The organism is Proteus vulgaris (assembly GCF_016239305.1).
GTDB lineage: Bacteria > Pseudomonadota > Gammaproteobacteria > Enterobacterales > Enterobacteriaceae > Proteus > Proteus vulgaris_C.
Genome location: NZ_JAEHOQ010000001.1, coordinates 162879 through 186929, shown reverse-complemented (window position 1 = coordinate 186929; position 24051 = coordinate 162879). Strand labels below are relative to the sequence as shown.

The 24051-nt window shown below is 36.4% G+C and carries 23 protein-coding genes; 11 read left to right on the top strand and 12 right to left on the bottom strand.

The window, feature by feature from the left end:
- Positions 1–566: 566 nt before the first annotated feature.
- Positions 567–1934 (bottom strand): C4-dicarboxylate transporter DcuC, encoded by a 1368-nt coding sequence (dcuC, locus tag JEP40_RS00860; protein WP_198622043.1) that lies wholly within the window; start codon positions 1932–1934, stop codon positions 567–569.
- A complete protein-coding gene (gene pepT, locus JEP40_RS00855) occupies positions 1931–3184 on the bottom strand; it encodes a peptidase T (RefSeq protein WP_198622042.1) in 1254 nt (417 codons plus the stop codon). The genes dcuC and pepT overlap by 4 nt, the downstream gene beginning before the upstream one ends.
- A 539-nt stretch (positions 3185–3723) precedes the next feature.
- Between pepT and JEP40_RS00850 the strand changes: the two genes are divergently transcribed.
- Positions 3724–4713 (top strand): hypothetical protein, encoded by a 990-nt coding sequence (locus JEP40_RS00850; RefSeq protein WP_198622041.1) that lies wholly within the window; start codon positions 3724–3726, stop codon positions 4711–4713.
- 57 nt (positions 4714–4770) lie between these two features.
- Here JEP40_RS00850 and JEP40_RS00845 read toward each other — a convergent pair whose 3' ends face one another.
- A complete protein-coding gene (locus JEP40_RS00845; RefSeq protein WP_198622040.1) occupies positions 4771–6111 on the bottom strand; it encodes an MATE family efflux transporter in 1341 nt (446 codons plus the stop codon).
- A gap of 200 nt (positions 6112–6311) precedes the next feature.
- Between JEP40_RS00845 and JEP40_RS00840 the strand changes: the two genes are divergently transcribed.
- Positions 6312–7211, top strand: a complete 900-nt coding sequence (locus tag JEP40_RS00840) for a diaminopimelate dehydrogenase (protein ID WP_198622039.1) — start codon at positions 6312–6314, stop codon at positions 7209–7211.
- Between the two features lie 86 nt (positions 7212–7297).
- On the opposite strand, the gene JEP40_RS00835 is transcribed toward JEP40_RS00840, so the two are convergent.
- Together JEP40_RS00835 and JEP40_RS00830 are read right to left on the bottom strand one after the other, a co-directional pair.
- A complete protein-coding gene (locus JEP40_RS00835) occupies positions 7298–8125 on the bottom strand; it encodes a phosphoenolpyruvate hydrolase family protein (protein ID WP_072069350.1) in 828 nt (275 codons plus the stop codon).
- A gap of 16 nt (positions 8126–8141) precedes the next feature.
- Positions 8142–9353, bottom strand: a complete 1212-nt coding sequence (locus tag JEP40_RS00830) for a Tm-1-like ATP-binding domain-containing protein (protein ID WP_198622038.1) — start codon at positions 9351–9353, stop codon at positions 8142–8144.
- 231 nt (positions 9354–9584) lie between these two features.
- Between JEP40_RS00830 and JEP40_RS00825 the strand changes: the two genes are divergently transcribed.
- Both JEP40_RS00825 and JEP40_RS00820 read left to right on the top strand, forming a co-directional pair.
- Entirely contained in the window at positions 9585–10217 is a 633-nt protein-coding gene (locus tag JEP40_RS00825) for a TetR/AcrR family transcriptional regulator (protein WP_072069348.1), read from the top strand.
- Positions 10218–10281: 64 nt separating this feature from the next.
- Positions 10282–10914, top strand: a complete 633-nt coding sequence (locus JEP40_RS00820) for a helix-turn-helix transcriptional regulator (RefSeq protein WP_006535016.1) — start codon at positions 10282–10284, stop codon at positions 10912–10914.
- 254 nt (positions 10915–11168) lie between these two features.
- Here the strand turns inward: JEP40_RS00820 and JEP40_RS00815 are convergent, their stop codons facing one another.
- A complete protein-coding gene (locus JEP40_RS00815) occupies positions 11169–11579 on the bottom strand; it encodes a GNAT family N-acetyltransferase (protein WP_198622037.1) in 411 nt (136 codons plus the stop codon).
- A gap of 111 nt (positions 11580–11690) precedes the next feature.
- Here JEP40_RS00815 and JEP40_RS00810 point away from each other — a divergent pair, with 111 nt between their 5' ends.
- Positions 11691–12743, top strand: coding sequence for an AbrB family transcriptional regulator (locus JEP40_RS00810; protein ID WP_198622036.1), 1053 nt, complete (start codon positions 11691–11693; stop codon positions 12741–12743).
- Between the two features lie 129 nt (positions 12744–12872).
- On the opposite strand, the gene JEP40_RS00805 is transcribed toward JEP40_RS00810, so the two are convergent.
- Positions 12873–13223 (bottom strand): YacC family pilotin-like protein, encoded by a 351-nt coding sequence (locus JEP40_RS00805; RefSeq protein WP_198622035.1) that lies wholly within the window; start codon positions 13221–13223, stop codon positions 12873–12875.
- A 213-nt stretch (positions 13224–13436) separates the two neighbouring features.
- Here JEP40_RS00805 and cueO point away from each other — a divergent pair, with 213 nt between their 5' ends.
- Positions 13437–15017 (top strand): multicopper oxidase CueO, encoded by a 1581-nt coding sequence (gene cueO, locus JEP40_RS00800; protein WP_198622034.1) that lies wholly within the window; start codon positions 13437–13439, stop codon positions 15015–15017.
- 159 nt (positions 15018–15176) lie between these two features.
- Positions 15177–15719 (top strand): hypoxanthine phosphoribosyltransferase, encoded by a 543-nt coding sequence (gene hpt / locus JEP40_RS00795; RefSeq protein WP_198622033.1) that lies wholly within the window; start codon positions 15177–15179, stop codon positions 15717–15719.
- Between the two features lie 71 nt (positions 15720–15790).
- Here the strand turns inward: hpt and can are convergent, their stop codons facing one another.
- Positions 15791–16444, bottom strand: coding sequence for a carbonate dehydratase (gene can / locus JEP40_RS00790; RefSeq protein ID WP_072070989.1), 654 nt, complete (start codon positions 16442–16444; stop codon positions 15791–15793).
- An 849-nt stretch (positions 16445–17293) separates the two neighbouring features.
- Here can and JEP40_RS00785 point away from each other — a divergent pair.
- The 4 genes from JEP40_RS00785 to JEP40_RS00770 all read left to right on the top strand — a co-directional run bounded on the left by JEP40_RS00785 (position 17294) and on the right by JEP40_RS00770 (position 20685).
- Positions 17294–18229 carry an ABC transporter ATP-binding protein gene (locus tag JEP40_RS00785; protein WP_198622032.1) on the top strand — a complete coding sequence of 312 codons (936 nt, stop codon included), beginning with the start codon at positions 17294–17296 and terminating at the stop codon, positions 18227–18229.
- Positions 18226–18996 (top strand): ABC transporter permease, encoded by a 771-nt coding sequence (locus JEP40_RS00780; protein ID WP_109407947.1) that lies wholly within the window; start codon positions 18226–18228, stop codon positions 18994–18996. Before JEP40_RS00785 ends, JEP40_RS00780 begins: the two co-directional genes overlap by 4 nt.
- A 187-nt stretch (positions 18997–19183) precedes the next feature.
- Positions 19184–20416 carry an MFS transporter gene (locus JEP40_RS00775; protein ID WP_198622031.1) on the top strand — a complete coding sequence of 411 codons (1233 nt, stop codon included), beginning with the start codon at positions 19184–19186 and terminating at the stop codon, positions 20414–20416.
- A gap of 86 nt (positions 20417–20502) precedes the next feature.
- Positions 20503–20685 carry a DUF2526 family protein gene (locus JEP40_RS00770; RefSeq protein WP_109407946.1) on the top strand — a complete coding sequence of 61 codons (183 nt, stop codon included), beginning with the start codon at positions 20503–20505 and terminating at the stop codon, positions 20683–20685.
- A 98-nt stretch (positions 20686–20783) separates the two neighbouring features.
- Here JEP40_RS00770 and htpX read toward each other — a convergent pair whose 3' ends face one another.
- From htpX to JEP40_RS00750, 4 genes are all read right to left on the bottom strand, one after another.
- A complete protein-coding gene (htpX, locus tag JEP40_RS00765) occupies positions 20784–21749 on the bottom strand; it encodes a zinc metalloprotease HtpX (RefSeq protein ID WP_198622030.1) in 966 nt (321 codons plus the stop codon).
- Between the two features lie 77 nt (positions 21750–21826).
- A complete protein-coding gene (locus JEP40_RS00760) occupies positions 21827–22387 on the bottom strand; it encodes a LemA family protein (RefSeq protein ID WP_198622029.1) in 561 nt (186 codons plus the stop codon).
- A 290-nt stretch (positions 22388–22677) separates the two neighbouring features.
- Entirely contained in the window at positions 22678–23496 is an 819-nt protein-coding gene (locus JEP40_RS00755; protein WP_198622028.1) for a dimethyl sulfoxide reductase anchor subunit family protein, read from the bottom strand.
- A gap of 2 nt (positions 23497–23498) precedes the next feature.
- Positions 23499–24050 carry a 4Fe-4S dicluster domain-containing protein gene (locus JEP40_RS00750; protein WP_198622027.1) on the bottom strand — a complete coding sequence of 184 codons (552 nt, stop codon included), beginning with the start codon at positions 24048–24050 and terminating at the stop codon, positions 23499–23501.
- Position 24051 lies beyond the last annotated feature (1 nt).

Sequence of the window (24051 nt, the reverse complement as noted above, 5' to 3'; positions counted from 1 at the left end):
TTCTATTTTTATTCTCTTCATCATACTGAATTTATGAGAGAAAGTTTTTTCTGAATTTACTAGCGTTGGATAAAATTTGAGAAAATATTACCCCTCTTGTCTTTGGTGTTAGTATTTTTTTCTACTTTAGAGAAAAACACACAAATTGGCTTTGTGATTGTATTTATTTACATGAAAAAAGAGTCTGTTGCTTATTCATTAAAATGATTTAATGAAAGAATAAATGAGTTAGATAAGTTAATTTTATATTTATAAATTAACTAAAAAAGCAATAGAACGAAGACACGATCCTATTGCTAGTATAATTATCATACTTAAAGTGGGCTAATCTGAATAGTTAAAATAAAGAGTGATGAATGCTAATTAAATATCACATCATTATTTTAACAAAGAAAATAGTAGGCTTTTTATTTTTTGAAGTATAAGAATAACTCCCTATTATTTTGTTCATTTTCTCATGTTGATATTAATTATTATTTTTAATATAAATTCTGATTACTAATCAAATATAATGTTTATTATTTGAAAATAACCTGAAGTAAGAAGTATTACTTCAGGTATATTTATTAATAATAGAAGATAGCAATAATAGCACTATGGAATACAAAACCGACCATAAGCGGAATTGCTGTCCTTTTTACAACATCAAACGGTTGTAATTTAGCACCACTAGATACTGCAATAATAACACCTGCTACAGGGGACATACCTCGCCCCATATGTGACGCTTGTTGCATAGGTAAAATCATCGCAATTGGGTTAACACCCATGCTATGTGCAATTTGTGGAATAAGTTCAACGAATGCAAGGAAAGGAGCATTACCTGAACCCATAATAACTGCAGCCGCTAATGTCACGATAGCAAAGACCAACGCCATGGCAAATGGCGGTAAGCCTACAGATTCCGCCATCACAATTAGACTATCTATAGCTCCACTGACTTTAATACCATGAGCAAAGACACCTGCTGCAACTAATAATCCCACAACGTTACTAAATGCAGAACCCATACCCTTTAAGAAATGCTGGAAGCCCGCACACACTAATTTAAAATCACGTAAGCGTAATGTTTCAATTAGCATACAAATCGCCATTGAAATCAATACAATTGTGACCACATCAAGGTGAATACCTTCAACAAACAGGCTTGATGAGCTTACTGCCATAATGATTGGTAACATTGGAAGTAAGGCATAAAAGCCGGGTACGTTTTTATCACTCTTTGTTTCTTCAGACATTTTGCCTAATTGAGGCACAAATCCGGCTTTGCGGTCACAGTGGCGTTGCCAGAAGATATGCGTAATACCAACAGCAAGTACGGTTGCAATCGCTGCAGGCCCTTGGTAATAAAGCACATATTCAACGACCCCTAAATCAACCGCTTTTGCACCACGAATGGCATCAATTGCTGTTGGGGTGTAAGCAACACCTAATGAGGTTGCAATCACACCGGCAGCAGATGCTGGAGATAAACCAAGTCCTATCATAATTGGAAACATGGTTCCCATTAATAGAACCGCCAATCCAGTCGCTGAAGGAATAGCAAGTTGCAAAATACTCGCGAGTAAAAAGGAGAAAAATAGTAACACATAAGGTGAGCGCATATTTTTCAATGGGCGAGTTGCAACCCGTACAACGGCCTCATTGGCACCAATATGATCCATATAATGTGCGAACCCCATCAGTGCCATGATCATTAAACCGAGATCAGCAGCACGACTACTAAAGAGATCACGCATTACTTCAAAAGGATCTAACCAGCCAATACCTGTTGTTTTGACATTTTTAGGAAGAATATCTCCCCAACCAAACATCATTGTTAGCGCCATTAAGGCTAGACCAGCGACTAATAAAACAGGTTCTGCTTTATACCCTTTCAAGATCATCCTAGCGACAATAACAACGACGACTAAGACCGCAAGAATTTGGATCATGCTTTAGCTCCAGGTGTAAAGCGTTCAGCAGTGATCTTCACTACCGATTTTAAGACATCACTGGCGGCATAAAGGGATTTAACAGGCAGATATTCATAAATAGAATGGAAATTATGAGCACCAGTAAAGATATTTGGACAAGGTAAGCCATTTTGAGAAAGGGCTGCACCATCATAGCCACCACGCATCGGAATTGGGCGAGGAGTAATACCATTCGCTTCATAAGCGGCAATCGCAATATCAATAGGGTAGCGATTATCACCTTGTAGGCTATTAAAGACGTTGGCATAACGGTCAGCAAGTTTACAAGCTACAGATCCTTCACCCCATAAACCTTCACAATACTCTGAAAGTTGTTTTAAAAACGCCATGCGGTGGGCATAACCTTTTTCAGTGAAATCACGCACATCCATTTTTAATACGGTACGCGCACTATTACCCGCTAGTTGTTTTACCCAATAATAACCTTCACGACCTTCAGTATATTCAGGTGCTTCGCCACCCGGTAACATAGCAACAAATTTATGTGCCATTAACAATGAGTTTTTTAATTTTCCCTTAGCTGACATTGGGTGTGCAGAAGCTCCCGTAAAGGTAATTTCGACATCACCTGCATTCCAGTTTTCATACACTAATTCACCAATACCACAGCAATCTAAGGTATAGGCAAAGTCAGCACCAAATTCTTTAGTATCAAAGACTTTTGCACCACGCAAACCTTGCTCTTCATCTGGTACAAAACCAATTTTTACTGTACCGTGTTTAACTTCAGGATGTTGTTTAAAGTATTGCAACATATCCATAATTGAAGCAATTGCGGCTTTGTCATCCGCACCTAATAAACTGGTGCCATCTGTCACGATAATATCGTCACCAATATAGTTTTCTAATTCTGGGAATTCACTTTGACGTAGATAAATATCAAGCTCTTTGTTTAAGCAAAGGTCACCACCTTTATAAGGCAGGATTTGCGCTTTGGTATCATTGGTTTGTTCTGCACTGGTATCTAAATGACCAAAGAAAGCAACAGTAGGTACATCATAATCAAGGTTGGAAGGGAGTGTTGCGGTAACAATTGCAGTATCGCGAATTTTGATATCTTCAACACCTAACGCCTTGAGTTCTTCAACTAATTGTAGTGCTAGGACTCGCTGACCTTCTGAAGAAGGCATAATACCCGCAGCGCCATTTTCCCTATTTGTGGTGGTGTTAACTTTTGTATAAGAAATAAACCGTTCAACAAGATTCATGACAAGACTCCATTGTATTTTTAATTGTATTCTCTGTATCGATGCGTAGTGATCTCATTTATTAGAAAAGACTAACACTTACTTGTATCATAAAAAAAACAATAGGGAATTAGAGAAAAATAATTATTTTTATAAGAAAAGTTTAATGTTGATTAATATTTAATTTTTGGTTTTTTCTTTATTAAAAAAATTAGTGTTTTTTGTGGGTGAGGTTATTTTTATTTAGCTTGTTGAGATGCTTTTCTGTGATCTGAATCATAAAAAAGAGATATTGAAAATAATATTTTTTAAGAAGATAAATAAACTCATTACTTATTTTAATGGTTCGATGTCCATAATAATTATATTTTATTGATTGTTTTTGTGCGGTTTCAATAAAAGTGAAATCTAAAAAATAACACCGATTATTGGTAGGAAATGACGACAAACTAAAATGTTAACTTTATGAAATAATTAAATTTATAAATGGTAGATAAATGATAGTGGAGGGAATGATAAATTATAGAATATGATCATGATAAATTAATAGGATAATAATGATGTGTCCTGCAAGTATAAATACTCAATTACAAAGAAGTTCTTCTGTTTTATCAAATAGTTCAGAAAATACAGATATCTACATGGAATATAATCCAATTTTATCAATAAAAAACTCAACAAATGAATTTATCAGTCATACAGATCCGATAATTAACTCAACAGATAGTGAAGGATCTGATTATATGGAAATGGGGGGAGGAATTAATTATTTGACAAAAGATATTGATGATATTTATTCAGAACATGATTATGAGGAGATTGATAGCTCTGACTTTGACTCTGACTCTGACTCTGACTCTGACTCTGACTCTGACTATGTCAATTTTGATGAATATTATGGTTCTTCTAAGGTAAATAAGAAAAATTGCAATGTGGAACAATATTCCACTAATACAAATAGTGATATAAAAAATAATAGAATATCCACATTATTTGAGCATCAATATAAAATCAGTGAAAAAAATAATTTGGTAACAAAGGAAACAATAATTAATGAATTAATTATGGATGAAATCACGGGACGTGAGGAAATAATAAATGATGTTAGTCATAAAGGATTAGATAATAGAAATAAAAGTAAAATTGATGGATTTTTTTCTTTAATTGAACTAGTAAATCAAACTAGTGAAGCTATATCTCCAAAAGTAAAAGAACTGCTTAATAAAGAAATTAATATATTAAAAAATGAATTGGAAAGTGACTTTTTAAAAGTAAAAACAAAAATAATAATAAAACTATCGGAACTAATTAATCATCCTAATTTTAAAAATAGACTTTTTTTAGAGACAAATAAAATTTCACTAAATGACTTAATTAGAAAAGAAAATAGGGATGATTATTATTTAACGACGCTTTTTTCTAAGCTGGCAAAGGAATATCATAAGAGAATTAATTTATCTAAAATTAAAGAAATAGAAAAAATTAATGATATATCAAACTCAATAATTAGTTTGGCGTTAACTCAATATGATAAAGAAGGGATTATTTAAATTTTAGCAGAATATCAATTTAACAGCCTGATAGTAATATTATCAGGCTGTTAAGTCTTATATATCCAAACGCTTAGCTTGCCATCTACGAGAGCGCCAACGCCATGCGTTCGTTAAGCCTCGTAACCATTCATCACAAAGGAAACCAATCCAGATACCAATTAATCCCATTTCCATCTTAATACCAAGGAAATAACCAACCGGAATTGCCACACCCCACATAAAGCAAATTGCTGTCATAAGCGGGAATTTAGCATCGCCGGCTGCACGTAAGGCATTCACCATTACGATATTAAAAGTACGGCCTGGTTCTAAAAAGACCGACAAAATAAACAGAGGAATTAATTGGTCAATAATACGTTGATCTTCTGTAATGGAATACAAAATAGGATCACGCATAAACCAATAAACAATAACCACCCCAATCGTGAATATCACACCCGTTTTTAAACTTTTCCAACCACGATTAAATGCATCATCAAAGCGTTTAGCGCCAACTAAATGTCCCACAAGAATTTCATTACCAATACTAATTGCAATACCAAAGAGCATTAAAAATAATGACAATTGGAAATAGAGAGTTTGTGCTGCAAGAGGGACTTCGCCCATCAAACCAATAAAGGCAGATGCAGTCATGTAATGTAAGATCCAAACTAGATTTTCACCAGCGGCCGGTAAACCAATATGCAGGATTTTTCCCAACATATTTTTGGACCAGATAAAGAGTTGTCTTGCTTGAAATTTAATACGTAAGCCGTAGAACAATAATCCACATAATAAAATAACGGCAATAATACGACCAACAACAGTAGACCAAGCAACACCGACCAATCCGTATTGTGGTAAGCCAAAGAAGCCATAAAGCACAATCATATTACCAATAACAGTAATAATGTTAGCGATCAATGTGACATACATGGCGGCTTTTGATTTGCCATAAACTCTTAAACAAGCTGCAAGAATAATTGAAATTGCCTCAGGAATAAGACAAATACCAATAATATGCAAGTAATCGTAGCCATCTTGAACCAAGTGAGATGGCGTATTCATTAAATTAAGGATGTTGTAGCCAAAAAAGAGAATAATTACAGCACTACTTATCCCCAGCAATGAGTTAAATGCAATAGAGATATGGATCGCCTGACTGGCTTTTTCTTTTTTACCTGCACCTAAATATTGGGCAATAACAACGCTACATCCCACACTGATAAAGCTAAAAATAGTGATGAAAAGATCAAAAACTTGGTTACCGACGCCCATAGCGGCTAAGTAAGCGGTGGAAACGTGGCTTACCATGTAAGTATTAATTAATAGTGTGGCTAGATGTAGGAAAATATCTATAAATATTGGCCAACTAAGAGAGAAAAGCGAGCGATCCGCTACATCAGACTGATGCATTGAAAACCTTCTTAAAAACAGAGTGAAATCGATTTATAAATATAAACGTGTCGGAAGAAAGGGGATTCTACAAGGTTTATTTATAAGGGAATAGCGCAAATAATGTTTATCTGGCAAAAAAGATATTTATATGGTTTATTCATTGATAACTAATCACTATTATCATTAAGAGATGATTAACGTTAAAGTCAGGGGAATTAATGAATACTAAAATAAAAGTGGCCATTGTAGGTTATGGCAATATTGGTCGATTTGCATTAGAAGCGGTTCAAGCTGCTCAAGATTTTGAATTAATGGGTGTTGTTCGTCGTGATATAAACAACATTCCAGAAGAACTGCAAAATATTACCGTAACTAACGATATTAAAACATTAGGTAATGTTGATGTTGCTCTCTTATGTTCACCAACTCGTGCAATTAAAGAGTTAGCTAAATCTATTTTGAGTTTAGGCATTAATACAGTAGATAGTTTTGATGTTCACAGCGAGATTGTGTCATTAAAAACAGAATTAGATGAAGTAGCTAAAAAGCATGACCGAGTTGCTGTTATTTCAGCAGGTTGGGATCCAGGTTCTGATTCTATTGTTCGTACATTAATGTTAGCTATGGCACCTAAAGGCATTACTTACACAAATTTTGGACCAGGTATGAGTATGGGGCACAGTGTTGCAGCTAAAGCTATTGAGGGTGTAAAAGATGCACTTTCAATGACTATTCCATTAGGCACAGGTGTTCACCGCCGTATGGTTTACGTGGAATTAGAAGCGGGTGTAGATTTTAATCAAGTAGAGCAAGCGATTAAAGCTGATAGCTATTTCTCTTCTGATGAAACCCATGTGAAGCAAGTCGATTGTGTCGATAGCTTAAAAGATGTTGGGCATGGCGTTCATATGACTCATAAAGGTGTTTCGGGTAAAACGCATAACCAATTATTTGAATATTCAATGCGTATTAACAATCCTGCATTGACGTCTCAATTTATGGTTTCAGCGGCAAGAGCCAGTATGAAACAACGTGCGGGTGCTTACACCGTTATTGAAATTCCACCTGTTGATTTCTTAGCGGGTGATTTAAATACATTAATTGCAAAACTAGTCTAATTTGAATTAGGATCCTTTGCATAAAATATTGCCCACATAATGTGGGCAATATGGATTAACGCTTAGGCAAACTTGATGATTTTGAATTAGCGTTTAATACTTTTAAATTCTTTTGTTGTTGCGGTTAATGCCACTTCTGTTGGTAAGCGTTCCATTGAACTTGCACCATAGAAGCCATGACAATCAGGGCAATTATCTAAAATATATTGTGCATCTTCTGGTGTTGCAATAGGACCACCATGACAAAGCACAATAACATCAGCACGTACTGCTTTCGCTGCTTTTGCCCAGTCATTAATTAAAGGAACACAGTCCGCTAATGTTAATGCAGTTTCTGCACCAATGTTACCGCCAGTAGTTAATCCCATATGTGGCACAATAATATCTGCACCAGCTTCAGTCATTGCAATGGCATCTTCGCGACTAAAGACATAAGGTGTGGTTAGTAGATCTTTTTCGTGAGCTTGGCGGATCATATCTACCTCAAGCCCATAACCCATACCCGTTTCTTCTAAATTTGCACGGAAATTACCATCAATTAAGCCAACAGTTGGGAAATTTTGTACGCCTGCAAAACCTGTCGCTTTGACATCATCTAAAAACTTATCAAAGTTACAGAATGGATCTGTACCATTTACTCCTGCGAGCACAGGCGTATGTTTAACAACAGGTAATACTTCTTTTGCCATATCCATAACGATTTCATTAGCATTACCATAAGCTAATAAACCCGCTAAAGATCCTCGACCTGCCATACGGTAACGACCTGAGTTATAAATAACAATGAGGTCGATACCCCCCGCTTCTTCACATTTAGCTGAAAGGCCAGTACCTGCACCACCACCAATAATCGGTTCATGGCGTGCAATCATTTCATTGAATTTTTTTAGTAACGTTTCACGTGAATGAGTCATTCTTCTTTCTCCGTGGTTAACAAATAAGTTCCTGGTGTAAATCATAAATTTGCTGAGTAAACTCAGCTGAGTTTATGTGATAAGGACTGATGACTAATTGACGAGTCTCTGTCTCTTTAAATGTTGTTATAAATGCATCAAAAAACGCTTGGTTTGCTTTTGGATCCCAAAAAGGACCCCCTTCGATATCCAGAGCAGAAAAACCGCCCTGTGGTATTACAAATCGCAATGGGCCTTCACACTGATTCATTTTTTCAGCGATCCAAATTCCCAATTGACGGTTTTCCTCTGGTGTTGTGCGCATTAAGGTGACTTGTGCATTATGGTGATAAAATTGACGCCCTTTATATTTCTCAGGAACACTAGAAGGGCGTCCAAAGTTCACCATATCTAATGCGCCACAAGAACCGATATAAGGGGTTTTAGTACGAGCGATTGCACCAAAACGATCTTCATCACAGGGCAGTACACCATTAAACAAGTAATCACACACTTCGGTAGTTGTAAGATCTAACACACTATGAAGCAGGTGACTGTCTGCCAGTTTTTCCATGGCTTTACCACCACTTCCTGTTGCATGAAAAACAAGGCAGTCATAATTATTTTCAAGTTTTTGTGTGAGTTGTTGTACGCAAGGTGTGGTTACACCAAACATTGTCAGTGCTACCGCAGGCTTATCAACAACATGCTCTTCTTGGTAAAAATAAACAGCGCCAGCGATTTGATTCGCTGCATTTCTTAAAACTTTACGAGAAATACGATTTAAGCCTGATACATCTGTAACGGAGTACATCATTGAGATATCACTTGCCCCGATATAGCCTGAAATATCGCCAGACGCCATCGTCGATACCATCAATTTAGGTACACCAATTGGCAGAGATTGCATTGCTGGTGTAATCAGTGCCGTTCCCCCTGAGCCGCCTAGTCCAAGAACGGCTAAGACATCATCACAGTGAGTTAAATAGTGTTCAAAAGCGATTGACATCGCTTCTATTGCTTTTCCTCTATCACCACAGAAAACAGCCTCTTGACCATCTGGATGAAAGCGTGCAACTTCTGCTGCTGTGACATCCGCTTCTCGTGCGAGTGTCGTGGGTTTGGTTGTCAAGTCAACGGTTTTAACAGGAAGGCCTGCTTTTTTAATTAAATCACTGATATAAAAAATCTCAGCACTTTTAGTATCAAGCGTTGTGGCAATATAAATAGAACCAGCATACTGTTTCATAAGCCTTCCCATACCTTTTATAATTATCGACGGATAGATTATAATCATAATGAGACTTGAGTTTCATTTATCATAACACTATTTTGAGACACGTGTCTCATTATTTTTATTTTTTGCACATTAAAGGTCGATAAGGTGTAATTAATCACCTAAAGTAAACGTTAAGTGTTGTAAGTATTTAGCTTAAGATAAGCCCAAAGATAAAAGTGTAGGAATAACGAAGGATTTTCTATGAGTTACAGTGATGAAACGGATGCCATGTCCGGTACACGAAAAAGAACCTATCAACTATTGGTGACAACGGCATTGGGGCTTTTTGAGCAAGGAATGTTACCGACAGTGTCGGAATTAGCCGCACATGCAGGTGTTTCGAGAGCAACCGCATATCGTTATTTCCCCACACAAAGTGATTTAATTAGTGCCACGGTTGATGCAAGTTTAGCGCCGATCATTGCATGGACACCAACTCCCGAAGATAATACGCAACAACGCATTACTGAGTTGCTCAATCTTGCCTATCCTCAAATGTTTAAACATGAAGGCGCACTGCGTGGTGCTTTGCAAGTTTCATTACAGCAATGGGCAAAAGAGAGACAATCGAGTGAATATGCAGAAAAACGATTTATTCGCGGTCACCGTAAAGAGATTTTGCTCAAAGTTATTGAACCTTTAAAAGCACACTATCCTCAAGAAATGTGGGATAAGGTGATTAAATCGTTCTCTTTAATTTATGGGTCAGAAGTCTTTTTGGTAATGAAAGATATCTGGAAAATGGATGATCAACAGGTCATTGATATGACTCAGTGGATGGCAAAAGCTATTCTAAATCAGGCAAAATCTGATTATCCTGCAGATAACGATTAATTATTTGAATAAATCGGTTAAAATTGTATAAATCATTTACGTTTTAGCTATTGCAGGGATCGTTATGTCACACAAAACAGAAGACCAAGAGTGGCTGGTAGAACAACTACAATTTATTGCACAAGGCATTGGTAAAACATTATCGCCTTTCTGTGAGGTTGTACTTCATGATCTAACTGATAGTGAAAATACCATTATGGTCATTGAAAATAATCTATCAGGTAGAAAAGTTGGGGATAGAGCAACAGAATTGGGAATGGCACGTATTGAGTCGTCCGACTTTCCGCAAATTGTGGCTAATTACCCCAATCAATTCCCTGATGGTAGAACCGCAAAAAGTACGTCTATCGGCATTAAAGATAAACAAGGGAATTATGTTGCGGCATTATGTTTAAATATTGATATTTCAATGATCAAAGGGTTGCAAATGGTACTTAACCAATTTGCAACCCTTGAAGAAGGTAATGACATTATTGAAACCTTTAGCTCAGTGACAGAAGATTCGCTGAAAAAACGTATTGACGAATTTTCTGCAACTTATTCTGTTACACCAAGAGCATTAAAACCGCATCAGCGACGTGAATTGCTACTGTGTTTACAGGATGAAGGTTATCTTTCACTGCGTAAGGCAATGGAAATCACTGCACAATATCTTGGTGTTTCAAGAGCGACTGTGTATAACGATCTAAAAGAGTAGTCATTGAATAACGGCTGTTAAGTTGTATTTAAAGGTTAATTCTTTTAAGTACTGCCAATAAATAAAATAAAAAAGATATCATTTAATGATATCTTTTTTATTTATTTTTATGGCATTTTATAATGTATCTTCTTAAAAGTAGTTAATTGATTTCTATTGTATGAATTTTAAATTAATGAATAACGTTAAAAATGATGAGTTCAATAATAGCTTAAATAAAAATAAATTAAGAACACTGAGAATAGTTTAAAATATTATAAACTTTTTCTTAAATAATACTTTTTATCGCTAATAGGATAATTTTCTAGTGTGCCAAATATTTCAAATCCCTGTTTTTGATAAAAAGGAAGGGCTTGAAAGCTAAAGGTATCAACTTCCGCATATTTAGCCCCTTTCTCTTTGGCTGCATTTTCCATTGCGTGTAGTAATTCGGTGCCAATATTTTTTCCTCGATGAGCTTTATCTACCCATAAATAGCGAATACGTAACCAATTTCCTAAAATATCACCCGTGATCCCACCTATTTTTTTATCATTATCTTCTTTAAAGACGGCAAGGGGCGTGTATTGATCCATATGAATATAGCGAAGGTTATGCGTTAATAAGCCTTCATAAATTTCATTGATCTCATTATGTGTAGGATGAGTGGTAATTTTTAACGACATAATTAGCTCTTAATATTAAGAAAAGTAATAATTACATTATCACTATTTGGTTATTAAATATTTGTATAAATGATAGGATAAACCATAATTAAAAAAGCTGAGTAACACAACATGTCGTTTTTAAAAACTTTACCAGGTATTTTTTTCTGTGCTTTAATTGGTGGTGCTCTCACACTTTCTGGCTTACCTATGGCTTTGATGTTTGGGCCAATTGTCGTTGTTATTATTGCTTATCGTTTTAAATGGGAGCTTGCAGTTCCTAAGCATACATTAACATTTATTCAGCTTACTTTAGGAACATCGGTTGGTTTGATGTTTAACCAAGTACATTTAGGAAGTGCTGATAATTTAATTATCCTTTTACTCACTCTTGTTGTTTGTTTAGCTATTCAGTTTTTTGTGAGTTATTTTTGGTTCCATCGCCATATTGGCTGGACGAAAGAAGAGTCAATGTTAGGCGCTGTACCTGGTGCTATGGCTGCTATTTTGGCATTGACTGATCACACTAAAACACCACCACAAAAAATTGTTATTTCTCATACCATTCGTTTAATGGTGTTGATCATTCTAGCGGGTTTTATTGTGGGATCAGATAAAGCCAATATGCCTGAGTTTGCTATACCCGAAATGACGCTGGTTTCATTATTGTGGTTATTATTGATTGTGGCTTTAGGGTTAGGTGCAGGGCTTTTATTACAGAAAATCCGATTCCCAGCCCCCTTTATGTTGACTTCATTAGGCAGTGCAATACTTATTCAATCTTTTATCGGTGAACCTATTGCTTTTCCAATGCTACTTAATGAATTGAGTATGGTTTTAATTGGTATGAATATCGGGGCACATTTTGTTGTTTTCCCATTTTCCTCACTAATTAAAAATGCTTTCTCTTCTGTTCAAGTGGTTATTATTAATGTGATCTTAACGGTGATAGTGGCATATGGGGCGGCTTATCTAACGGGAGTTCCTTGGGCAACATTAGTATTAGCATGGGCACCGGGCAGTATGGAAGCCATGACTTTTGCTGCTATCACAATGAACGTGGATGCTGCTTTTGTGATGTCGAATCATATTTTTAGGATGTTGATTATTCAAAGTATTCCTTCTGTGGCTCTGTATTGGAATGAATATAGGCAGAAGAAAAATAATCAGCACAAAGAAGAATAAAAAGTAGGGAAAGAAAATTAGTATCTTTGATAACCTCTATTTAGTTGCTTTATATGGTTCTTGTTAATAAGCAAGCTATTCCAAGAGGTTATCTTTTTCTATTTATCTCAACGTTACTCAACAAATATATTAATAATTTAATAAACTTAATGACTTATTCGCGAGTAGCTGACATTTTTTATTATGTGACACTTCAATACCTTTTAAATCATTGTAACTGTCTTCATTTAATTGGCTCATCGGTAACGTTGAATAATTACTTACATCCCATTGTTGCGAGCGAGAAAAGACCATCAAGGCTCTTTCAATTTTAGATTTTGATATTTGTTCATAACCACAATCTTTATTCAAAAAAAGGTAGATAGCGGTTAAATCTGCCAAGTCTTCTGCTTGCGTGTAGGTTAGCGCTTTTGCGCCCGAAGAAAAGAGCATAAAAAAAGAAAGCGTTAGCGTGCAGAACAAGGCGAACATTTTTTTCATTAGGTGTGTTGTTCCTTTGTGTGATGATTTAGCAAGTTTTGTTATTTGGCTTAATGTAGTTAAAAGTTTTGCAAAGACCCGCTATTTTGTTGGGTTTTTAATTGACCTTCCAGTAAGGGGAAACTTTAGCATCGGTAATAGTTTACAAGGCTTCTTTACTCATCTTATTTCAATAAAGGCGGAATAATTTGTTTTTATTCAAAGGAATATATTATGCAACGTCGCGATTTTTTAAAATTAAGCGCCACATTAAGTGCTGTAACATTATTACCGAGCTGGAGCCGTTTTGCGTTTGCCCAAAGTAACACGCCTTCATTGGCGATTCCACCTCAAATTACCCCAGACGCTCAACAAAAGATTGTTCTTAATATTCAACAAGGTGTTTCCCAATTTATTCCCACAGCAAGCACAACCACATGGGGCTATAACGGCAGTTTATTAGGCCCTGCACTGAAGCTTAAACGAGGCCAACCAGTCACTATTAATATCAATAACCAATTGCCTGAAACTACAACGGTTCACTGGCATGGTCTTGAGATTAGTGGTGAAGAAGATGGTGGCCCACAAGCCATGATTGAACCTGGAAAATCTCGCACAGTAACTTTTACACCTAATCAAGCGGAGTCAACGTGTTGGTTCCATCCTCATACTCATGGTGTTACTGGACAACAAGTTGCTATGGGATTAGGTGGATTGGTCATTATTGAAGATGATGAAACTGCCAACCGTAAATTGCCTAATCGTTGGGGTATTGATGACTTACCCGTGATTTTACAAGACAAACGTTTAGGCAGTGACGGACAAATAGATTATCAACTTGATGTAATGAGTGCTGCAATTGGTTGGTTTGGTGACATAATGTTAACTAACGGTGCTATTCAACCACAACATATTGTGCCAAAAGGTTGGATCAGATTACGCTTCTTAAATGGTTGTAATGCGCGAAGTTTAAATCTTGCCACAAGTGATGGCAGACCAATGTATGTTATTGCCAGCGATGGGGGATTGTTAGCGGAACCAGTCAAAGTGACTGAATTACCGATCCTAATGGGTGAGCGCTTTGAAGTTTTAGTGGATACTTCTGATGGGCGTGATTTTAATATTGTTACTTTACCTGTACGCCAAATGGGGATGGTTTTAGCACCATTTGATAATGTACTCCCTGTGTTGCGTTTATTACCATCAGCAGAAAAAGGGCAAGGCTTATTACCTGAGCAATTAGCGCTTATTCCAGCACTGCCAACACTCAGCAATCTTTCAACGCGGACATTACATTTACGTATGGATATGCGTTTAGATATGCAAGGTATGATGTTATTAACAGAACGTTATGGTGATAAAGCATTAGCGGGTATTCATCATGGAATGAGTCATATGCGCCAAGGCAACGGTAATGGCATGATGGGCGGAGGGATGAATTGTGGTCATGGAAATGGCGATTTAGATATCTATAATGCTAACAGTATCAATGGTATTCCATTCTCAATGACAGAACCTGCATTTGATGTGAAGCAAGGTATTTATGAAAGATGGGTTGTATCAGGTCGTGGCGATATGATGCTACATCCATTCCATGTGCATGGTACACAGTTCCGTATTTTATCTGAAAACGGCCGAGCACCAGAGAAACATCGCCAAGGTTGGAAGGATATAGTGAAAGTTGAAGGACAATTTAGCGAAATTCTTGTGAAATTTGACCATTTAGCGACAAAAGAGCACCCATTTATGGCACACTGCCATTTATTAGAGCACGAAGACACAGGTATGATGGCAGGATTTACCGTTAGTAAATAATCTATCACTGCAAAAGCTATTAATATCAGTAATATAAATTGATAAAGGGTACTGAATTAATATTTTGTGCCCTTATTTTCATTAAATCAGATCATCGCATGATGAGGGAAGTTCTGGTACAATCGTTTGCTTTCCCCGTTAACCCAATCGAAATTAATCATGAAACATATTGTTGATGTCATGATCTCTGAAAAAGAGATCAAACAGCGTATTGCTGAGCTAGGTCGTGAAATCACAGAACATTACCGCCCACGCCAAGGTCAACATGATCTTGTCTTAATCGGCTTGTTAAAAGGTTCTTTTATTTTTATGGCAGACTTATGCCGTGAAATTGATGTGAACCATGAGGTCGATTTTATGACTGTATCAAGTTACGGTAATGGTATGACGTCAACGCGTGACGTTAAAATCATTAAAGATCTTGATGAAGATATCCGTGGTAAAGATGTTCTGATTGTTGAAGATATTATTGACTCAGGTAATACCTTAAATCGCGTTAAAGAGATTTTAAGCTTACGTGAGCCAGCTTCTATTTCTATCTGTACTTTATTGGATAAGCCATCTCGTCGTGAAGTGGATGTACCGGTTGAGTGGATTGGTTACTCCATTGAAGATAAATTCGTTATTGGTTACGGTATTGATTACGCACAACGTTATCGCCATCTGCCTTATATTGGGCATGTAACATTATTAGATGAGTAATTTATTTACTTAAAATAGAAGTGAAAAAACCCGCTTTAGGCGGGTTTTTGTTATTGAATAGAATGTGCTTATTAACGTGGATGACTCAATTTTGCCATCGCTTGACGATAAGAAAGCTCAAGTTTTTCACGGCTATCTGAGGTGACATCGAGATCGTGTAATTCACCATTATTTAAACCGTAAACCCAACCGTGGATCATCACTTTTTGCCCACGTTTCCATGCGGCTTGCATAATAGTTGAGTGGCCTAGGTTATACACTTGCTCAATAACGTTTAGCTCACAAAGTAGATTTAATCTATCATGAGGAGCAAGTTCACCTAGCATTGAACTGTGTTTGTACCAAATATCGCGGATATGTAATAACCAGTTATTAATAAGTCCTAATTCAGTTCCTTCAATAGCCGCTTCAATACCACCACAACCATAGTGACCGCACACAATAATATGTTCAACTTGCAATACATCAACGGCGTACTGGATAACAGAAAGGCAGTTTAAGTCGGTGTGGATCACTAAGTTCGCCACATTACGGTGAACAAATAGGTCACCAGGTGCCGCATTGATCAATTTTTCTGCTGGAACGCGGCTGTCAGAGCAACCAATCCATAAAAAATGGGGTTTTTGGCCTTTACAGAGATCTTTAAAAAACTGGGGATTTTCTTCAGTAACAGATTCTGACCATTGCTTGTTATTGGCTAACAGCTCTTCAATTTTTCTCATCATGACGTGACTGCCTGTAAATTCGGTTTCTCACCATTTGCGCTGACAGTACGCCAACACGAAATAGCACTGTGTTATTGTTGGATGCGAGAGATCCACTAAGAAAGGGTATTTTTATACCATTACTTTTGAATTAATCAGAGGGCTTTTTAAAGCCAAGTGACAGATAATTGTCTGTATTTTTTCGCTTTCAAATAAGATAGATCTTTTTATAGCATTTGTTTAATGAATTTATCAATACATTCTTTGATGTAAATCAAATGTATAAAAAGATAACTAATTGTTAAGACTGCCATTATATTATTTAAAAATAGATTTATTGAAAAATATCATAAATAAAACTTATGCTTGTGATTTTTTTACTTTTTGATGCAGGTTAATGAAGGGATGATAAAAATAGATAGTCAGCATTGAATGAGATAATAAATGGCGAGATAATATCTATCAGTAAGATTGAGGAACAAGGGCAATAATTTTATTGCTATCAGCTAGGCTAAATGATTACATTAAGGGATGAGTTGATTAATACATTAGGAATATAAGCAAGAAATAACAGTATATAGCATCTTCGTCTCTGATTTTTTCTTACACTAAGTTTTATTCTTATTAACTGTAATAGTTAAAATAAATTTATTTATTCATTTGTGTCATGAGCCTTAAAACGGTTTATTTACGATCTTGTTTTCTCTAGAATATCCTTATTCCATTTTGATCCTATTGAACTAAGCTTATTTTCTAATTCTAGGCGTGTGAGCAATACGTAGCGTTAGTAAGGCTTAGTTGAATAGCTATTTTCTGATTTCAGCTCAGTCAATGCTGAATAATGCAGTTGATAAAAGGTAATTCCCACTTATGACGTATGCATTGGAGTTAACGGAGTTAACGAAAACTTATCACAATGGCGTAAAAGCGCTAAAAGGAATTAATCTTACCGTGGAAGCGGGAGATTTTTATGCTTTATTGGGCCCTAATGGTGCAGGAAAATCGACCACCATTGGTATTATTAGCTCTTTAGTTAATAAGAGCAGTGGCAAAGTTAAAGTCTTTGGCTATGACACAGATACCGATATGGTTAATGCAAAGCGCCAGCTAGGATTAGTGCCACAAGAATTCAATTTCAACCCTTTTGAAACCGTATTACAAATCGTCCTCAATCAAGCAGGTTATTATGGTGTTCCTCGTAAATTAGCATTAGAGCGTGCTGAAATTTATTTAACTCAGTTAGATTTATGGGAAAAACGTGATGATAGAGCACGTTTTTTATCTGGGGGAATGAAGCGCCGTTTAATGATTGCTCGTGCATTAATGCATCAGCCGAAATTACTTATTCTTGATGAACCAACAGCGGGTGTTGATATTGAATTACGTCGCTCAATGTGGACGTTTTTGAAACAATTAAACGCTGAAGGGACTACCATTATTTTAACGACACACTATTTAGAAGAAGCTGAAATGTTGTGTAGGAATATTGGTATTATTCAACGTGGTGAACTGGTCGAAAATACTAGCATGAAGGCTCTATTAAGCAAATTAGAGTCTGAAACCTTTATTTTAGATTTAGCACCAAAAAGTCCATTGCCTGAATTACAAAATTATCAATATCGGTTAATGGATACTTCGACATTAGAAGTCGATGTTAAAAGAGAGCAAGGTTTAAATAGTGTTTTTGCTCAACTTAATACACAAGGTATTCAAGTGTTAAGTATGAGAAATAAAGCTAATCGCCTAGAAGAATTATTCGTTCATTTGGTTAATGAAGAGCATACAGTAGAAGGAGAGAGGGAATGATTCAGCTGTATTGGGTAGCTCTCAAAACAATTTGGATTAAAGAAGTTACCCGTTTTGGACGTATTTGGGTACAAACATTAATTCCACCTGTAATAACCATGTCTCTCTATTTCGTTATTTTCGGTAACCTCATTGGTAAACGAATTGGCGATATGGGAGGGGTTGATTATATGCAGTTTATTGTTCCTGGCCTGATTATGATGGCAGTAATAACAAACTCTTACGCCAATGTTTCCTCTTCATTTTTTGGTGCTAAGTTTCAGCGTAGTATCGAAGAGTTATTAGTTTCACCAGTACCAACGCATGTTGTTATTGCAGGCTTTGTTGGTGGTGGTGTGGCCCGTGGTGTTTGTGTTGGCATATTAGTGACTTTAGTTTCACTGTTTTTTGTGCCTTTAGAAATGCATTCTTGGACAATGGTGGTGGTGACATTACTGATGACTTCCATTGTGTTTTCACTCGCCGGGTTATTAAATGCAATTTTTGCGAAAACCTTTGATGATATCAGCATTATTCCAACGTTTGTTTTAACGCCATTAACCTATTTAGGTGGTGTGTTTTATTCACTTTCACTCTTACCTGAATTTTGGCAAGGCGTATCTAAGCTTAACCCAATCGTTTATATGATTAGTGGCTTCCGCTACGGTTTTCTGGGCATTACGGATGTCTCTTTAACCGTAACGATTAGTGTTTTGTGTCTTTTCATCGCCGTGTTTTATGTTATTGCATGGTACTTGATTGAAAAAGGCAGAGGTTTAAGAAGCTAATCAAAAAAGCAAAATAGAAAGTTATAAAAGTTGAAATCGGTATCTTAATTAGAGATATCGATTTTTTTTAACTATTTTTTTCAGTATGAATGTTAATTTTTCTTTAAATTTACGCTTTGCTATTAACAAAGTGGTTTTTCTTGTTTAGTATACTAAACACTTTGATAGGGGACAGAAAGGAAATGTAATGACAACGGCAAGCCAAACAGGCAAAGCGCCTGAGGCAATCTCTCGCAATAAGCTTTTATGTATCGCTGGTATGGGTTGGACTTTTGATGCAATGGATGTCGGGCTACTTGCTTTTTTACTCACCGCATTAAAAGAAGATTGGGGATTAACTGCATCACAATTAGGCTGGATTGGCAGTGTAAATTCAATTGGAATGGCTGTCGGTGCTTTTGTATTTGGCATTATTGCTGATAGAAAAGGACGTAAACCTGTCTTTATTTTTACCTTGTTACTGTTTAGCTTGGGGTGTGGATTAACGGCCTTGGCGAGCTCTTTAATGGTCGTTCTTGTATTACGCTTTTTTATTGGTATGGGATTGGGGGGAGAACTACCTGTTGCCTCAACTCTTGTTAGTGAAAGTGTTGAAACTCATGAGCGAGGTCGAATTGTTGTTTTATTAGAAAGTTTTTGGGCTGTCGGTTGGTTAATTGCGGCTTTGATTGCTTATTTTATTATTCCTGATTATGGCTGGCGTATGGCAATGTTATTAAGTGCATTACCTGCGGTATATGCTCTTTATTTACGATCAAAATTACCTGAACCAACTTCATCTCATATTTCACAGAAAAAAACACGTTTATCGATCCGCCAATCAATGGCATTAATTTGGTCACCTCAGTATCGACGTTCAACGCTAATGTTATGGATCTTATGGTTTTGTGTCGTTTTCTCTTATTACGGTATTTTCTTATGGCTACCAAGTGTGGCGATGTTAAAAGGCTTTAGTTTAATAAAAAGCTTTCAATATGTACTTATTATGACATTAGCACAGCTACCTGGTTATTTTACCGCAGCGTGGTTAATTGAGCGTTATGGGCGAAAATTTGTGTTAGTCACTTATTTAGCGGGAACCGCCATTAGTGCCTATTATTTTAGTGTGGCAGATACTACGACAACGCTACTTATTTTTGGCATGTTGCTGTCATTCTTTAATTTAGGGGCTTGGGGCGCTTTATATGCTTATACGCCAGAACAATACCCAGATGGAATACGGGCAACAGGTGCCGGAACAGCAACAGCAATAGGGCGTATTGGTGGAATATTGGGACCTTTAATGGTGGGATATTTAGTCCAATATCAATTTGAAATAAGCTCCATATTTCTTATTTTCAGTTTTTCAATTGTTATTGGGATATTGGCAGTGATGTTATTGGGTAAAGAGACAAAGAATAAACCGCTTAACTCAATTTAATCACACTTTATGTGACTAAAAATACAGAAATCCCCTTACTTGTAATATGATAGCGATTAAGAATTTTATGAAGAAAGGGGATAAAGATGTCTCATTATGATGAGGTGGTTAAACAGGTTGATGATGCTATTGCGACAACCAGTATTGAAACCATGAATGAACTTTTAGTGGAATTAGGTAAAGATAAAACGATTGAATTTCCACTACGTTATGAGCAACAAGAGCGTTTACGCACGGCTATTTTCCATCACGGTGAAAAACATCGTTAATCGGATTTTTGCTAAAAAGTAAGAATTAAAAAAGCGTTTGTACACTATCGAGGAATAGTGATAAGCGCTTTTCTCTTTAGTTAATTACATCGATATTTTTAAAAAGTCTTTTTACCTTCAAGTACCGCAATTCTATTTTCAATAGACGGATGCGTTGAGAAAAACGAGTCTCCTTTATTAAAAATAAAGGCTGCTTTACGATAAGCACGCCCCGTTGAACCATCTTCAAAATTTTCAGTATCATGCTGTGCTGAAATTTTCTTTAGTGCACTAATCATTGCTTGATTATCTTGAGTTAAATCAACAGCGGCGGCATCAGCCATATATTCACGAGTTCGGGATAAATAGAAATAGAGCACTTGCGTAATAATCGGTAAAACAAGGTTTAACACAATTAAAATTAATCGCGCTTTACTCGCCGCATCATTACTTTTACCGCCTCGACTACCAGAAGCAATATATAAGCGACTACCGAAGATGTTCGTAACCGTTAAAATAACGTTAGCTAATATGCCAACATATAACGTTAGTCGTGAATCACCATGAATAATATGTCCTGTTTCATGGGCTAAGACCGCTTGAACTTCTTGGCGGTTAAGACGATTTAATAACCCTGTAGTTACACCAATAAAGGCATTTCTTTCTGACCAGCCCGCAGCGAAAGCATTGGCTTCTGGTGTATCAAGAAGATAGAGCTTGGGAATATAGCCTAGCGTGGCACTTAAACTCAGTTCTTCCACAATATTGAGTAATTGGCGCTCTTGTGCATTTGATGTTTCATCTGGGCTAATTAATTTAGCATTCATTCCTGTCAGCATGATTTTGTGCCCTTTAAAATGAATAAAAAGAAGCAATAAAATCGAGATAGCTAAAATAATGAGCGAAGCGATGGGGATAGATTGGAAAGTCAGAAATGCCAACATATTATCAGTGAGATCTAGATAGGGATTTGCTCCAATAGCGGTATCTACCAGCAAACCGATTATCAGCATTAATAGTAAATAAGTTGCTATAACAAAACGTGTTCTAATAGCATTTTTTCGTAGAACATTTCTGAAATCCATTAGTGACTCCAAACAGCACCGCTAAGTGCTGTTTTTATCAATCAAGAAGGAATAAATATCTTTTTATTACTCTAAAATTAATCGAAATTAATGCGACGAGCTTCTTCTGTTTTAATAGTCCCTTCATCAAGACGCCAGTACTCTTTATCAATAACTAAGCTTGGGAAAATCTTGACAATAAACACCGCAGGAATAGAGGCAATAAAAGCGCGATATTGTTCTAAAGTACGGTTATAACCGCGTTTTGCAAAAGAGAGTTTATTTTCAGTTGAAACAATCTCTTCTTGTAAATTCGCCATAATGGTGTCGGATTTTAATTCAGGGTAATTTTCAACCGCAACATTAATTGCACCACTTGAAACAATTTTTGATAATTCGTCTTCAGCTGCTTTGGCTTCTTTACCATTGGCACTTTGAGTTTGTGTTCTTAATTCAGTAATTTTAGTAAATACATCAGATTCATGGTTGAGATATTTTTTTACTGTAGCTAATAAACTATCAAAAACTTTACCACGACGATCTAACTGTACTGAAATTTCGGTTTCACTTGAGATAACAGCTTCACGCATAGAGATAATACGGTTGTAATAATAAAAAATAAGACCCAATAGCACGATAGTAATAATTAATCCAGTCATGGTGAAGTGCTCTCTTTTCTAATAGTAAACAGGAAATTGTGTTAAGTCGTTAATGTTAATTTTGCCTATTATTGATAAAGATAGCTAGATGATTATTTCATCAAAAACAAAAAGAATGTGAATAAAGTAAAATTAATGGTATTGGATGAGATAAAAAAATACCCCGAATAAATTCGGGGTAAAATTAAAGGTAATGCTAGGGCAAATAAAAAATATCAAGTGAAACATAGGGGATAAATCTGAGTTAAATAAGCATGTTAACGCGACTATTTAACTCAGAGGTAAAATATTTAGAACCAAGGTGCTTGCGCCATTACATTGCTATAAAACAGCATCCTTCCCGTGATTTCGCCACTAAATAACATCAAAATAGTGATAATAGAGAGCGAGGTTTTGGTAAATGACGAGTTGTGAGACAAAGTAATAATACAGACTCCAATAATCAAACTAGCAATGATTTGCCACCATAATAATAGGTTTGCAATATCCGCACCGGGTATTTGTGCTCTCATTACCAAGCCTACTAGCACTAATAATGCACCGACGAAGGTTCCTACTTTTAATGAATTGCTAATGGTTTTATTTTGTAGGCGTAACCAAGGGATCATCGAGCCAAAACCAAGCAATAGTGCTGTGCCAATAAAGCTAATTTGTGTTGCTGGTGTATGCCAAAGAGGATGAGCCTGCATTTGGTAATAGATTTGTGCTGTAATCAAAATAACAGGTAAACCAATTACGCCACAAAACAGCCCAAACAGACTATTACGGCGAATAGCATGAGGTTGTACCCAACTGACTAGCGCCCATAATGAAATAAAGCCATTTAGCATCACAAAGGCAATTGCTTCTCGACTTAACCAAGAGTGAGCAATACCTAATACAGAACGATAAGCACCAAGCGGATCACCTAAGTGCCCCATCGACATTGATGAACCCACAACTTCAATTAGCCAAATTAGCGCAATGGTTGTTCGTAACGCTTTGGTACTTAGCATTGCAACATTTTGCGTTTGGTTTTGCCATTGATACAGTGAAAGTGCCAATACTGCACCAATACCCCATTGGCTCATAACCGTAAACAGGACTAACGGCAGTTGATAATCATGCATGATTAATCCTCCATACCAATAATGACAATATTAGGGTTACTGATGGTGTGATCTGGTACACCATAGCGTTTTTCTAATAAAGCCCAATTTGTCGTGTGTTTTTTACGTAGATCTTCTATTTCACCAAACTCAATGGCACCAGTAGGGCAAGATTCAACACAACGTGGTTTCAAGCCTTCATCAAGTCTATCCGCACACATATTGCATTTACTGGTTTTCCCTTCTATCGGATCATAAACCGGAGCGTTATAAGGGCATGCCATGATACACATTTGACAACCGATACATTTGTCATGATCTTGCACAACAATACCGTCTTCACGTTTGGTATAAGTATCAGCAGGGCAAACTTTTAGGCACTGTGGATCATCACAATGGTTACAAGACATGGTAATAAAAGCTTGTGCATTGGGTTGGTCTTCGTTGAATTCACGAACTCGACGCCACAACACACCTGGTGGTGTGACGTTTTCAGATTTACAGGCCATCGAGCAAGTTCGGCAACCATAGCAATCTTTGGTATTTATTAGAAAACCATACTGTTTCTTCGCCATG

Coding starts and splice junctions, on each gene's coding strand:
- dcuC (WP_198622043.1), bottom strand. CDS start 1,934: ATGATCCAAATTCTTGCGGTCTTAGTCGTCGTTGTTATTGTCGCTAGG.
- pepT (WP_198622042.1), bottom strand. CDS start 3,184: ATGAATCTTGTTGAACGGTTTATTTCTTATACAAAAGTTAACACCACC.
- JEP40_RS00850 (WP_198622041.1), top strand. CDS start 3,724: ATGTGTCCTGCAAGTATAAATACTCAATTACAAAGAAGTTCTTCTGTT.
- JEP40_RS00845 (WP_198622040.1), bottom strand. CDS start 6,111: ATGCATCAGTCTGATGTAGCGGATCGCTCGCTTTTCTCTCTTAGTTGG.
- JEP40_RS00840 (WP_198622039.1), top strand. CDS start 6,312: ATGAATACTAAAATAAAAGTGGCCATTGTAGGTTATGGCAATATTGGT.
- JEP40_RS00835 (WP_072069350.1), bottom strand. CDS start 8,125: ATGACTCATTCACGTGAAACGTTACTAAAAAAATTCAATGAAATGATT.
- JEP40_RS00830 (WP_198622038.1), bottom strand. CDS start 9,353: ATGAAACAGTATGCTGGTTCTATTTATATTGCCACAACGCTTGATACT.
- JEP40_RS00825 (WP_072069348.1), top strand. CDS start 9,585: ATGAGTTACAGTGATGAAACGGATGCCATGTCCGGTACACGAAAAAGA.
- JEP40_RS00820 (WP_006535016.1), top strand. CDS start 10,282: ATGTCACACAAAACAGAAGACCAAGAGTGGCTGGTAGAACAACTACAA.
- JEP40_RS00815 (WP_198622037.1), bottom strand. CDS start 11,579: ATGTCGTTAAAAATTACCACTCATCCTACACATAATGAGATCAATGAA.
- JEP40_RS00810 (WP_198622036.1), top strand. CDS start 11,691: ATGTCGTTTTTAAAAACTTTACCAGGTATTTTTTTCTGTGCTTTAATT.
- JEP40_RS00805 (WP_198622035.1), bottom strand. CDS start 13,223: ATGAAAAAAATGTTCGCCTTGTTCTGCACGCTAACGCTTTCTTTTTTT.
- cueO (WP_198622034.1), top strand. CDS start 13,437: ATGCAACGTCGCGATTTTTTAAAATTAAGCGCCACATTAAGTGCTGTA.
- hpt (WP_198622033.1), top strand. CDS start 15,177: ATGAAACATATTGTTGATGTCATGATCTCTGAAAAAGAGATCAAACAG.
- can (WP_072070989.1), bottom strand. CDS start 16,444: ATGATGAGAAAAATTGAAGAGCTGTTAGCCAATAACAAGCAATGGTCA.
- JEP40_RS00785 (WP_198622032.1), top strand. CDS start 17,294: ATGACGTATGCATTGGAGTTAACGGAGTTAACGAAAACTTATCACAAT.
- JEP40_RS00780 (WP_109407947.1), top strand. CDS start 18,226: ATGATTCAGCTGTATTGGGTAGCTCTCAAAACAATTTGGATTAAAGAA.
- JEP40_RS00775 (WP_198622031.1), top strand. CDS start 19,184: ATGACAACGGCAAGCCAAACAGGCAAAGCGCCTGAGGCAATCTCTCGC.
- JEP40_RS00770 (WP_109407946.1), top strand. CDS start 20,503: ATGTCTCATTATGATGAGGTGGTTAAACAGGTTGATGATGCTATTGCG.
- htpX (WP_198622030.1), bottom strand. CDS start 21,749: ATGGATTTCAGAAATGTTCTACGAAAAAATGCTATTAGAACACGTTTT.
- JEP40_RS00760 (WP_198622029.1), bottom strand. CDS start 22,387: ATGACTGGATTAATTATTACTATCGTGCTATTGGGTCTTATTTTTTAT.
- JEP40_RS00755 (WP_198622028.1), bottom strand. CDS start 23,496: ATGCATGATTATCAACTGCCGTTAGTCCTGTTTACGGTTATGAGCCAA.
- JEP40_RS00750 (WP_198622027.1), bottom strand. CDS start 24,050: ATGGCGAAGAAACAGTATGGTTTTCTAATAAATACCAAAGATTGCTAT.